At 69.1% G+C, this 11,163-nt stretch carries 14 protein-coding genes and 3 tRNA genes; all 17 read right to left on the bottom strand.

Features of this window, described 5'->3' with window-relative positions; translation table 11 throughout:
- Positions 1 to 75 precede the first annotated feature (75 nt).
- Complete coding sequence (rplL, locus tag AB0J72_RS10510; RefSeq protein ID WP_344501843.1) at positions 76 to 459, bottom strand: 50S ribosomal protein L7/L12; 384 nt, start codon at positions 457 to 459, stop codon at positions 76 to 78.
- Between the two features lie 42 nt (positions 460 to 501).
- The gene (rplJ, locus tag AB0J72_RS10505) at positions 502 to 1,065 is read right to left on the bottom strand and encodes a 50S ribosomal protein L10 (protein WP_344501844.1); all 564 of its coding nucleotides are present in this window, start codon (positions 1,063 to 1,065) and stop codon (positions 502 to 504) included.
- A gap of 247 nt (positions 1,066 to 1,312) precedes the next feature.
- Entirely contained in the window at positions 1,313 to 2,002 is a 690-nt protein-coding gene (locus AB0J72_RS10500) for a hypothetical protein (RefSeq protein WP_363397269.1), read from the bottom strand.
- On the bottom strand, positions 1,999 to 2,763 hold the full coding sequence (locus tag AB0J72_RS10495; RefSeq protein ID WP_363397266.1) for an ABC transporter ATP-binding protein: 765 nt from the start codon (positions 2,761 to 2,763) through the stop codon (positions 1,999 to 2,001). The genes AB0J72_RS10500 and AB0J72_RS10495 overlap by 4 nt, the downstream gene beginning before the upstream one ends.
- A 61-nt stretch (positions 2,764 to 2,824) precedes the next feature.
- Complete coding sequence (rplA, locus tag AB0J72_RS10490; RefSeq protein WP_363397263.1) at positions 2,825 to 3,547, bottom strand: 50S ribosomal protein L1; 723 nt, start codon at positions 3,545 to 3,547, stop codon at positions 2,825 to 2,827.
- A gap of 83 nt (positions 3,548 to 3,630) precedes the next feature.
- The gene (gene rplK, locus AB0J72_RS10485) at positions 3,631 to 4,062 is read right to left on the bottom strand and encodes a 50S ribosomal protein L11 (protein ID WP_363397260.1); all 432 of its coding nucleotides are present in this window, start codon (positions 4,060 to 4,062) and stop codon (positions 3,631 to 3,633) included.
- Positions 4,063 to 4,182: 120 nt separating this feature from the next.
- Entirely contained in the window at positions 4,183 to 4,896 is a 714-nt protein-coding gene (gene nusG / locus AB0J72_RS10480; protein WP_344501848.1) for a transcription termination/antitermination protein NusG, read from the bottom strand.
- Positions 4,897 to 4,949: 53 nt separating this feature from the next.
- Positions 4,950 to 5,414 (bottom strand): preprotein translocase subunit SecE, encoded by a 465-nt coding sequence (gene secE / locus AB0J72_RS10475; protein WP_344501849.1) that lies wholly within the window; start codon positions 5,412 to 5,414, stop codon positions 4,950 to 4,952.
- A 175-nt stretch (positions 5,415 to 5,589) separates the two neighbouring features.
- Positions 5,590 to 5,662 (bottom strand) — tRNA-Trp (locus tag AB0J72_RS10470).
- Between the two features lie 123 nt (positions 5,663 to 5,785).
- Complete coding sequence (locus AB0J72_RS10465; protein WP_344501850.1) at positions 5,786 to 6,184, bottom strand: MaoC family dehydratase; 399 nt, start codon at positions 6,182 to 6,184, stop codon at positions 5,786 to 5,788.
- A 1-nt stretch (position 6,185) separates the two neighbouring features.
- Positions 6,186 to 6,632, bottom strand: a complete 447-nt coding sequence (locus AB0J72_RS10460; protein ID WP_363397255.1) for a MaoC family dehydratase N-terminal domain-containing protein — start codon at positions 6,630 to 6,632, stop codon at positions 6,186 to 6,188.
- Between the two features lie 82 nt (positions 6,633 to 6,714).
- Complete coding sequence (gene rpmG / locus AB0J72_RS10455) at positions 6,715 to 6,882, bottom strand: 50S ribosomal protein L33 (RefSeq protein WP_033357682.1); 168 nt, start codon at positions 6,880 to 6,882, stop codon at positions 6,715 to 6,717.
- Positions 6,883 to 6,985: 103 nt separating this feature from the next.
- A tRNA-Met gene (locus AB0J72_RS10450) sits at positions 6,986 to 7,058 on the bottom strand.
- A 34-nt stretch (positions 7,059 to 7,092) separates the two neighbouring features.
- A tRNA-Thr gene (locus tag AB0J72_RS10445) sits at positions 7,093 to 7,165 on the bottom strand.
- Between the two features lie 681 nt (positions 7,166 to 7,846).
- Positions 7,847 to 10,333: a bifunctional diguanylate cyclase/phosphodiesterase gene (locus AB0J72_RS10440; RefSeq protein ID WP_363397252.1), complete on the bottom strand. Its 2,487-nt coding sequence runs from the start codon at positions 10,331 to 10,333 to the stop codon at positions 7,847 to 7,849.
- Positions 10,334 to 10,445: 112 nt separating this feature from the next.
- Positions 10,446 to 10,664 (bottom strand): hypothetical protein, encoded by a 219-nt coding sequence (locus tag AB0J72_RS10435; RefSeq protein ID WP_363397249.1) that lies wholly within the window; start codon positions 10,662 to 10,664, stop codon positions 10,446 to 10,448.
- 160 nt (positions 10,665 to 10,824) lie between these two features.
- Entirely contained in the window at positions 10,825 to 11,151 is a 327-nt protein-coding gene (locus tag AB0J72_RS10430; protein ID WP_363397246.1) for a hypothetical protein, read from the bottom strand.
- Positions 11,152 to 11,163: the final 12 nt, after the last annotated feature.

Raw genomic sequence — 11,163 nt, 5'->3', positions numbered from 1 at the left:
GAGCCGTTCGGCGATCTCGGCCCGCCCCTCGTTGTTGGCGAACCGCCACAGCACCCGTCCCCACTGTGGTGCAAGTTACTTGAGGGTAACCTTGGCGCCCTCGGCCTCGAGCTTGGCCTTGGCCTTGTCCGCGGTCTCCTTGTTGGCCTTCTCGAGGACGGCCTTCGGCGCGGCCTCGACGAGGTCCTTCGCCTCCTTCAGGCCCAGGCCGGTCAGCTCGCGCACGACCTTGATGACCTGGATCTTCTTGCCACCGTCACCCTCGAGGACGACGTCGAACTCCGACTGCTCTTCCTTCTCCTCGACCGGCGCGGCAGCGGCGCCGCCGCCACCCATCATGACCGGCGCGGCAGCGGTGACGTCGAACGTGGTCTCGAACTCCTTCACGAACTCGGAGAGCTCGATCAGGGTCATCTCCTTGAACGCGTCGAGGAGTTCGGCGGTGCTCAGCTTCGCCATGTTGGCGTTCCTTTCGAAAAAAGTGATGTGGAGCGCGCCGGCCTATTCGGCCGCGTCGCTGCCGGCTTCCTGCGCGCTGCCGGAGTCCTGCTTGTCGGCGAGAGCCTGGATGGTGCGGGCGGCCTTGGACAGCGGCGCCTGGAACAGCGACGCGGCCTTGGACAGGCTGCCCTTCATCGCGCCGGCCAGCTTGGCCAGCAGCACCTCACGGGACTCCAGGTCGGCCAGGCGACGGACCTCGTCCGCGCTGATGGCCTTGCCCTCGAAAACGCCGCCCTTGATGACGAGCAGCGGGTGGGCCTTCGCGAACTCACGAAGGCTCTTCGCCGCCTCGACCGGGTCGCCGGAGACGAAAGCGAGCGCGGTAGGACCGGAGAACAAATCGTCGAGCCCGCTGATGCCCGCGTCCGTCGCGGCACGCTTCGCGAGCGTGTTCTTCGCGACGGCGTACGTGGTCTCGCGGCCCAGGCTGCGGCGCAGGGTCTTGAGCTGCGCCACGGTCAGGCCGCGGTACTCGGTCAGCACGGTGGCCGTCGAGCCCCGGAAGCTCTCGGTGAGCTCCGCGACCGCGGTGGCCTTGTCGTCTCGAACCGGCTTGTCCGCCATGTCCCTCCTCTCTCTTGCTACGGTGCTGGCCACGCTCTCGGGCGCACTCGCGGCAACGAAAAACGCCCCGGGCGCAGGGGCGCACGGGGCGGAGCGACATGTGTCGGCAACGCTTGTCCGGCCCTGCGCGGGTCGCCTGCGTTGACACAGGGCCTTCGATGTCCGCTCACGCGGACATGACCAGCGGTCTTCGGGTTTCGCTGGAAACTGTACTTGACTCGTCGTGCGCCACCAAATCGCGGCGCGGCTACGGCCTGGTGCGCCGCAGGTGGGCGTAGGCAGCGACGGCGAGCGCGGCCCACACGACGCCCCAGCCGGTGGTGACGGCGACGGCGGTCAGGTCGGCGCCGCCGACGGTGTCGCGGGCCGTGGTCATCAGCGGCGGGGCCAGCCACGGCGCCGGCGAGCTCTTCAGGCCGAGCACGACCGCCATGACCACGCCGCCGACGAGGATCGCCAGGCCGCGGGCCGCCTGGCCGGACACCGCGCGGCTGGCCAGGGCGCCGAGGCCGACGGCCGGCAGGAGCAGCAGCAGGTGCGCCCACAGGCCGAGCGCGATGCCCTCCCCCAGCGGCGGGTCACCGGCCTTCACCGGTCCGGTGACGCCGCCGACGAGCCACGGCAGGATCATCGCGACCAGGATCACCGGCAGGGCGGCGACCAGCGCCGCGGCGACCCCTGCGGCGGTCTCCCGGCCGGCGCCGACCGCGACCCGGCCGATCCGCCGCTGCACGTCGGGCTCCACGTCGAGCAGGAGCTTCGTCTGCCAGGCCAGGACCGCGAACAGCACGGCCGCGGACACCCCGTAGGCCTCGCCGGCCTGGGACTTGCCGCCGCCGTACAGGATGGACAGCACGACCAGGGCGGCCAGCAGCGGCGCGGCGGCCCGGCCCGTCTGGACGAAGCCCACGAGCCGCATCCTGACCAGGGCGGTCACCGCTCCTCCCGGACGCCGAGGACGTCGAAGCCGTCGGCGCGCAGCCTCGCCACCGCCCGGTCCGCGTGCGATGCCGCGACGGCGAGCTCGATGATGCGCCTGGCGGAGGGGCGCTCGCCCCGGGGGCCGGTCGCGCCCTTCCGGCCGCCTCCGCTCGCCTGGCCGCCTTCGCTCACCCGGCCGTCGCGGACGTGCCAGCGGCGGGCCCCCGGCAGGCGGGCGACCTCGCCGAGGTGGTCGCTGATGAGCACCGACCCGCCGCGGGCCACGACCTCGGCGACGATCGCCGGCACCTGTTCACGGGTCGCGGCGTCGAGGCCCTCCCACGGCTCGTCGAGGACCAGCAGCCTCGGTGGGTCCAGCAGCGCCTGTACGAGGCCCACCTTCTGGGCGGAGCCCTTGGAGAGGCGGCTCAGGCGTACATCGAGAAATCCCGTGAAATCGAGGCGGTCGGCCCATTCGTCGATGCCGGCGCTGCCGGCTCCGCGGATCGCCGCCAGGTGCGTCAGGTAGGTCCGGGCGGTGAACGGCTGGTCGGCGGGGAACCGCTCCGGGACCCAGCCCACCACCGGCGGCCTTCCGGAGACCGTGCCCCGGCCGGGCGTCAGCACCCCGGCGGCGAGCTGGAGCAGGGTCGACTTGCCGGAGCCGTTGGGGCCGAGCACGACCGCGGTCTCGCCGGGACCGAGCTCCAGGTCGACGTGCTGCAGGGTCCACGCCGCCTTACGGGCGTACCGGAACCAGACGTCGTGGAACTGCACGCCCCCGAACATAGACGACGGCGGGCACCCTCGGATGCCCGCCGTCGTCGTGCCGCTGTGCTTACTCCGCGGACGCGTCGTCCTCGAGGAGGTTGCGCGTGCGGTTCGGGTCGACCGGGATGCCGGGGCCCATGGTGGTGGTGATGAAGATCTTCTTCAGGTACTTGCCCTTGGCCGCGCTCGGCTTGGCCCGGTTGACCTCGTCGAGGACCGCCGCGTAGTTCTCCACCAGCTGCTGCTCGGTGAAGCTCGCCTTGCCGATGATCAGGTGGAGGTTGGAGTGCTTGTCCACCCGGTACGTGATCTTGCCGCCCTTGATCTCGTTGACCGCCTTGGTGACGTCCATCGTGACCGTGCCCGTCTTCGGGTTCGGCATCAGGCCGCGCGGGCCCAGGATCCGCGCGATCCGGCCGATCTTGGCCATCTGGTCGGGGGTGGCGATCGCCGCGTCGAAGTCCAGCCAGCCTTCCTGGATCCGGGCGACGAGCTCGTCGGTGCCCACCGCGTCGGCGCCGGCGGCCTCGGCCTCGGCGGCCTTCGGGCCCTGCGCGAAGACGATGACGCGGGCGGTCTTGCCGGTGCCGTGGGGCAGGTTGACCGTGCCACGGACCATCTGGTCGGCCTTGCGGGGGTCGACGCCCAGCCGCATGGCCACCTCGACGGTGGGGTCGAACTTGACGGTGCTGGTCTGCTTGGCCAGCTTCACCGCGCCGAGCGGGCTGTAGAGCGCGTTACGGTCGACAAGGTCTGCGACCTTGCGGTAGTTCTTGCCGTGCTGCGACATGTCGCTTTGCTCCTGTGGTCAAGGTGCGGGCGCTCGTGCGCCCTCCCACGTGTTCCTTGGTCTTTGGGTCTTCGGTGGTGCCGTCAGTCCTTGACGACGATGCCCATGGAACGGGCGGTGCCGGCGATGATCTTCTCCGCCTGCTCGATGTCGTTGGCGTTCAGGTCGGCCAACTTCTTCTCGGCGACCTCGCGCAGCTGGGCCTTGGTGATCGAGCCGACCTTGTCCTTCTGCGGCACGCCCGAGCCCTTCGGCACGCCGGCGGCCTTGAGCAGCAGACGGGCGGCGGGCGGGGTCTTGAGGATGAACGTGAACGTCCGGTCCTCGTAGACGCTGATCTGCGCGGGGATGATGTCGCCGCGCTGGGACTCCGTCTGGGCGTTGTACGCCTTGACGAACTCCATGATGTTCACACCGTGCTGACCGAGCGCGGGGCCGACCGGCGGCGCCGGAGTGGCCTGGCCGCCCGGCAACTGAAGCGTGAAGGTCTTGACGAGCTTCTTCTTCGGAGGCATGGCTGCTTTCGTCTTCCTGGGCTGGAGTTTCGTGCCTTGTTGTATGACGGCTCGCGACCGTCTCCACGCACGACTGAGCGCCCGGCACTTGGCCGGACGCTCAAGCGTACCGCAGACGAATTAGATCTTCGTGACCTGGTTGAAGTTCAGCTCGACCGGGGTCTCCCGGCCGAAGATCGAGACCAGGACCTTGAGCTTCTGCTGATCGGCGTTGATCTCGCTGATCGTGGCCTGCAGCGAGGCGAACGCGCCGTCGGTGACGGTGACCGAGTCGCCGACCTCGAAGTCGAGGACCTTGACCTCGGGCTTGCCGGCCTTCTTGCCCTCCTGCTGCACCACCGGCGCGAGCCACTTGAGGACCTCGTCCAGCGACAGCGGCGCCGGCCGGTCGGCCCGGTCGGTGGCGCCGACGAAGCCGGTCACGCCGGGCGTGTTGCGCACGCACGAGTAGGACTCCGCCGTCAGCTCCATCCGGACGAGGATGTAGCCGGGGAAGACCTTGTTCTGCACCTGGGTGCGCTTGCCGTTCTTGATCTCGACCTCTTCACGAGTCGGGACCTCGACCTGGTAGATGAACTCTTCCATGTCGAGGCTCGTGATACGGGTCTCGAGATTCGTCTTGACCTTGTTCTCATACCCGGCGTAGGAGTGCACCACGAACCAGTCACCGGGCGCGAATCGCAGTGCGGCACGCAGCTCGGCGACGGGGTCCTCGGCGTCGGCCGCCGCCCCTGCCGGCTCGGGGGCCGTGCTGGGCGTGGCGGCCGTCATCACCGTCGACGTTTCCTCGTGCTGCTCGTCGTCGGTTGAGGCGGTCTCGTCGAATTCCTGCACGCTGCTCACTTCCGTCTGTCAAGTCTTCGCATCTGCGGCCGGTCCGCTGTGGACTACTCCGCTTTGTTGCCGAAGGCCCAGAGGACGCCCTTGGCGAGCAGGTAGTCGAGGCCACCCACGATCGTCAGCATCACGATCACGAACACGACGACAACAACCGTGTAAGTGGTCAGCTCTTTGCGGGTCGGCCAGATCACCTTACGCAGTTCGGCGACAACCTCGCGGACGAAGTTGATGAGCCGCGCGAAGATGTTGTTCGAGCTGCCCTCTTTGACCTTGGTCTTCTTCTTGTCCGTCTCTTTGACGTCCTTGGACTTGGCCTTCGCGTCCTTGGACTTCGTCAGGACCGTCTTGCCGTCCGCGTCGTCGTCATCGGCGTCCACGTCATCGTCAAGGTCGCCGTCGAGCTCGTCGAGCTCATCGGCGAACTCCTCCTCGATGGCCGCGTCCTCGGCGCTGAGCTCCTCGTCACGGCGATCGTCGGCGGGGTCGGTCCCGCGTCGCCTGCGTTCGGCCACTTTCGCCCTCTTCCGTGATCTCGCGAGTGCTCGGTCCGATGAGTGGCCCGCGGATCCGCCCGACCAGGGCCACCGGCGATGAGCCGGCGGCACTCGGCGGGACCAACCCGTGACCGCTGGAGGTCCGACCCGATCGGCGGATCGGGCACCCCAGACCCAGGTCAGGCCTTCGGCGCAGGGGCGACAGGACTTGAACCTGCAACCTGCGGTTTTGGAGACCGCTGCGCTGCCAATTGCGCCACACCCCTTCGTGGTGATCGCGCCTCCCGGACCCCCCTTGAAGGAGCTCCGAGAGGTTGCTCACCCCACGGGCGACCAGTGTACGGGTTCGGGTGGGATATCCCAACCACCCCCCTCCACCGAGTCGCTCCCTAGGCTCTGACCAGGGCTTTTGCGGCACCGAGAATCTTGTCGCCGTTGCACGTGGCGGTGATGTCGATCTGCGCGACACCATCCTCCGCTACCCGCTTCACGACGCCGCTCACCACGATCTCGGTGCCTTTGTCGTCGTCCGGGACCACCACCGGGTTGGCGAACCGGGTGGAGTACTCGACGATCGACGCGGTGCCACCCACCCAGCAGGCAACCGCCTGTCCGGCCAGGGCCATCGTCAGCATGCCGTGCGCGATGACACCCGGCAGCCCGACCGAGGTCGCGACGCGGTCGCTCCAGTGGATCGGGTTGAAGTCGCCGGAGGCCCCCGCATACCGCACCAGATCGGCGCGGGTCACCTGGAACGTCTGCGGCGGGAAAACGGTGCCGACCTGCATCTCAGCCCTCCCCACGGACCACGAGCCGGGTCCAGATCGTCACGACGAGCTCGCCCTCGACGGTCGACACCTCGTGCTTGGTCGTCAGGAACGCGTGCCCGGCGCGGCTGCTGATCTCGTCCACCGTCATCACCGTCACCAGGTGGTCGCCGGCGACGATCGGCCGCTCGTAGCGGAACGTCTGCCCGCCGTGCACCACCCGGCTGTAGTCCAACCCGAACGCCTGGTCCTCGACCAGCTGCTGCCCGGCGTTCTGACTCAGGATGATCGCGAACGTGGGCGGGGCGATCACGTCCCTGTAGCCCTTGGCGCGCGCCTCGGCAAGATCCCGGTGCACCGGGTCGCTGGCGCTCACCGCGTCGGCGAACTCCCGGATCTTCTCCCGGGCGACCTCGTATGGCGGGGTCGGCGGAAACACCCGGCCCATGTACGACTGATCCAACGGCATGGTGTGCAACTTACCGCTGGCACGAAAAAGCCCCGGCCGTGGGCCGGGGCTTTGTTCTTCGTTCCTTCGCGTCTGAGACCGGTTACCGCGTCTCGCGGTGCACGGTGTGCTTGCCGTCCCGGGGGCAGAACTTCTTCAGCTCGATGCGGTCCGGGTCGTTACGGCGGTTCTTCTTGGTGATGTAGTTCCGCTCTTTGCACTCCGTGCACGCCAGCGTGATCTTCGGACGAACGTCGGTCGCCTTGGCCATGGCGAAGTGCCTTCCTTCAGAGCGGGGTTCAGGTCCAGCGAACGAGCATAGCGGCTCACACTGGCAGTCGCCGAATCGGGCGACCTCTGTGGTGCTTCTTCTGTAGCGGTGGCCGGACTTGAACCGGCGACACAGCGATTATGAGCCGCTTGCTCTACCATCTGAGCTACACCGCCGCGGCGGACTCGATGACTCAAGCCCGGTCTCTCGAGCCCCCTTACGGAATCGAACCGTAGACCTTCTCCTTACCATGGAGACGCTCTGCCGACTGAGCTAAGGGGGCGCATCACGTGCGATCCCGCACATGCGCTCGCTAAGCGTACACGGCCCTCGCCGTGGCACGAAATCGAGTTCCCCGAAGTGGTGTTTGCCCAGCTTGCGCCCCTTGCCTCCGGCGTGTCTCCCCGCCGCGGCCGATACTCCCGGGCCGGCTTGCGTGGCCTACATCACCGCCTTCTCGCGGGTGCGCCACCGTCCAGCGTCATTGCCTGCCGTGCCCGCCTGAACGTCGCGCAGCCTCCCCGCGCTGGGACGCGCCACCGGGTGACGATTCGCCCGGAACGCCGGCGGGTGTCTGCGGAACCGTTCGGGCCTCTCCGAGAGGCACAGGGGCTCTGAGAGGCAGCTTCCGCGGGCACGCCCTACGCCCGGCACGTCCAGCAGGGTGCGCCGGCCGGTGACCACCGCGCCGGAGCCACGTCCCCGAGCCGGCCCCGCCGCGTCGCGTCGCCGTGCCACATCACCCGGCCGCGTCGCCCTGCCCTCCTGGCGCCCCTGCCGCGTCGGTGCGGTGGGACGGTTGGCGGACGCCGGATCGACCGGGGCAGAGAGGCCCCCAGGGCCCGACCGTTGGCTGACGGGAGCAACAGCCGTGCCTACGACGGGCCGGAGCCATGAAGGATCGGCTGCTGGAGCGGACCTACGGCACAGCACAGGGCACGGGGCTCGGCGGCTGGAGTGGGGGCTACGGCACGGCGCGGAGCCAGCGGACCTCGCCCGCGGGTGGGACGGTGGGATCGGCGTCGGCCTGGATCTGGAGCCAGGACTCGAAGCGCTCGTAGGGCAGCGCCCGGCTGAACAGGAAGCCCTGACCCATGTCGCAGTGCATGTCTTCGAGCAGGCCGAGTGTGAGCTCGCTCTCAACGCCTTCGGCGACCACGGCGAGCCCGAAGTGGCGGGCCATGTCGACGGCGGTCCGCACGATCGCGAGATCCGCGGTGTCGGTCGCCAAGCCCTGCACGAACGCGCGGTCGATCTTGACCTCCTGCACCGGCAGGCGGCTGAGGTCCGCGAACGACGACCGGCCCGCGCCGAAGTCGTCGACGGACAGCAGCACGCCCAGGTCGCGCAGGCGCTTCAGGGCAGGAACGCCGCGGCCGCTGCCGAGCAGCTCCTGCTCGGAGAGCTCCAGGATGATCCGATCGGCCGGCACGCCGTGCTCATCGAGCAGCTCCGACACCTGTAACGGGAAGTCTGCGTCGCCCAGGGTGCGGACCGAGATGTTGACCGCCACGGTGAGCGAACGGCCGGCGTCGGCCCATTCACGGGCCCTGCGGATGCCTTCCCTGAGGACCACACTGTTGAGCCGGGCGAGCTGACCGGTGTGCTCCGCGACCGCGACGAAGTCGGGCGGCGCCACCTGACCGTGCACCGGATGCTCCCAGCGGGCCAGGCACTCCACCCCGACCAGCCGGCGGTCCTTGAGCGACACCTTGGGCTGGAAGTAGACCTCCAGCTCGCCGGTGTTGAGCGCGGCATCCAGGTCCGCGGCCAGCCCGACGCGCCGCACCGAACGCGACTGCAGGCCGGCGTTGAACAGCTGGACGATCCCGCGCGACTTCGCCACCGACGTGGCCACCACGGCCCGCTGCAGCAGTGCCTCGGGCTCCGTGCCGTGGTCCGGGTAGATCGACACACCGACGTTGGTGTCGACGTCGATCGTGAGCGAGTCGATGACCATCCGGTCGCGCAGCCCCGCCCGCAGCGTGTCGGCGACCGCCGCGGCCGCCTCGGCACTGGCCGTGCGCAGCTCGACCGCGAACTCGTCGCCACCGACCCGAGCCACCAGCGCACCCTGTGGCGCCAGCCCGCGCAGCCGCTTCGCGACCTGGATCAGCACCTGGTCGCCGGCGTCGTGCCCCAGCGACTCGTTGACCTCGCGCAGCGCGACGACGTCGAACAGCAGCACGGCGACGACCTCGCGTGGTCCCCGGCCGGTCATCGCCTCGCCCAACGCGGTGAGCATCCGGCGCCGGTTGGCCAGGCCGGTGAGCGCGTCGTGGTTGGCGTCGAACTGGAGCCGGTCGACCAGGCGGCTGTTCTCGACCGCCGCGCCGACCTGCAGCGACACCGTTTCCAGCAGCTGCACGTCTTCTTTGCCGAAGAGCACCTTGTCGCCGAGCCGGCCGGCGACCTCCAGCGTGCCGATCGCGACGCCACTGGAGCGCAGCGGCACGACGATGACATCCTTGACCTGCGCCTCTTGCAGCGCGGACTGCAGCTCCGGCCCGCCGGCCCTGGGCCCGGCGACGACGGTCTGCCCGGTGCGCATCGCCAGCTGCCGGAACAGGTCCGGCGTCGGGGCGCTGTCCAGCAGCCCCTGGTAGTCGAACCTGGACGACAGCAGCATCTCGTGATGGCGCCCGTGCCGCGGCAGCCAGAGCGTCGCCGAGTCCGCGGTCAGCAGCGCCCGCACCCGACCGAGCAGCACGTCCGGCAGCGTGCCGTCGTGGTTGGTCGCGGCGATCTCACGCGTCAACGCATAGATCTCGGTGAGGTTGCGGTGCTGCCGGAAGAACTGCGTGTAGGAGCGATACAGAATGAACAGCACGATCGCCAGCGCGACCAGCAGCAGCGCAGCCCAGTCGCTGGCGACCAGGGCGAGCAGCATGACCAGGCCCAGCACGATGTTGACGCCCATCACGGCGAACCCGGGGACCGACGACTTCAGGAACTGCGGCAACTGACCGACGCCCTGCAGCAGCACCATGACGCCCGCGATGGCGGCCAGGGTGACCACGTTGCCCGCGAGGATGGCCATGCCGAGCACCAGCCACGTCAGCGGCGAGCCGCCGCCGTGCAACCCGAACTGGAACACGATCAGGTTGGCTGTCGCTGTGCCGGCGAAGTGGCTGGCGGCGTTGAAGGCGACCTTGTGCCAGCTGAACCGAGCGCCGAAGACGTTCCACAGCAGCCCGGCCGTCACCCGCACCGCCAGGACGAGCCACGGCGAGAGGTAGTACAGCGCCAGGATGAGCGGGATCTCGTTCATCTTGGTGCTCAGGCCCTGCCGCCGGATGTCGAAGCGGAGCTCCAGCGGCGTGGCGAGGGTCGCGAGCGCCAGCAGCGCCAGCGCGTGACCGTAGTGGTGCCCGACTTGCGATGGACGGTCGGAAAGCAGGATGGGGATCGAGAGCAGCGCCCCCAGGACGAACAGGGGTGCCGTGATCAACCACGAGTGGACCTCAGAGCGGCTGATCGGAACCTTTGGAGCCGGCACCCATTCCCCTACCTTTCGGGCATGGAGCCTGGTGCATCACCCCGTCCGCGACGGGCCGATCCGGCTAGCTCCAGTCCCAGCCTTCGGTGACGAAGATCGGCTCGACCACGGGCGGGGCAGCGTGCGGCTGGATGGCGCGCAGAACGCTCACCATTTTCACCACAGATCCCTCACTGTCCGTGCTCGCATGGGCTGCACCGGCCGAGACACCGAGCGCAACCACGCCAGCGCCGATCATCACCGCGAACCGTGTCATCCATCGGCCAGGCGTCGTCTCTCGCATCTGTCGCTCCCATGCGATCGCAGTGACATCAGGGTCCCGTATGGATACCCACGATCCTGCCACAGCCAACGTCTGATCCAACAGTGCGAGGGCCAGGATGAAGCGCCACCGCGGAAGAATCGACCTTTCGGCCGATTCCGATAGTGGCGATCCGGCTACATCAGCCCGCCTGATCTAAATCCCGGGCAACTTTTCCGCGACGTCGGGAGTCAGACCTGCCCATCTTTCGTCCCCTGACGGACGGGGGACGGGGGGCCTCGTCGCGCATCTCGCGCCAACCGGTCTCGGGGTCGTCGTCGGCAAGGACCGCGGACTCGACCCAGCCGACCGCGTCCCGCTCGGAGTCGAACGACCGAACCCGGAGCCGCCCGTCGGGGCCGCCGCGCCGGAGCTCCACCTGCCACCGGCCGTCGGCCGCGTTACGCACGAAGACGTCCCGCCGCACGAGCCGGGACCACCGCCCGTTCCACCACTGCCGCTCATTCATGGGTACATCTTA

The organism is Dactylosporangium sp. NPDC049742, assembly GCF_040674675.1.
Lineage (GTDB): Bacteria > Actinomycetota > Actinomycetes > Mycobacteriales > Micromonosporaceae > Dactylosporangium > Dactylosporangium maewongense.
Note: the sequence above shows the minus strand (reverse complement) of the source record. Positions and strands in the feature narration are given on the sequence as shown.

Excerpts from the sequence above, each read along its gene's own strand:
- rplL (WP_344501843.1), bottom strand. The coding sequence starts at position 459 with ATGGCGAAGCTGAGCACCGCCGAACTCCTCGACGCGTTCAAGGAGATG.
- rplJ (WP_344501844.1), bottom strand. The coding sequence starts at position 1,065 with ATGGCGGACAAGCCGGTTCGAGACGACAAGGCCACCGCGGTCGCGGAG.
- rplA (WP_363397263.1), bottom strand. The coding sequence starts at position 3,547 with ATGTCGCAGCACGGCAAGAACTACCGCAAGGTCGCAGACCTTGTCGAC.
- rplK (WP_363397260.1), bottom strand. The coding sequence starts at position 4,062 with ATGCCTCCGAAGAAGAAGCTCGTCAAGACCTTCACGCTTCAGTTGCCG.
- AB0J72_RS10465 (WP_344501850.1), bottom strand. The coding sequence starts at position 6,184 with ATGCAGGTCGGCACCGTTTTCCCGCCGCAGACGTTCCAGGTGACCCGC.
- AB0J72_RS10460 (WP_363397255.1), bottom strand. The coding sequence starts at position 6,632 with ATGCCGTTGGATCAGTCGTACATGGGCCGGGTGTTTCCGCCGACCCCG.
- rpmG (WP_033357682.1), bottom strand. The coding sequence starts at position 6,882 with ATGGCCAAGGCGACCGACGTTCGTCCGAAGATCACGCTGGCGTGCACG.
- AB0J72_RS10435 (WP_363397249.1), bottom strand. The coding sequence starts at position 10,664 with ATGCGAGAGACGACGCCTGGCCGATGGATGACACGGTTCGCGGTGATG.
- AB0J72_RS10430 (WP_363397246.1), bottom strand. The coding sequence starts at position 11,151 with ATGAATGAGCGGCAGTGGTGGAACGGGCGGTGGTCCCGGCTCGTGCGG.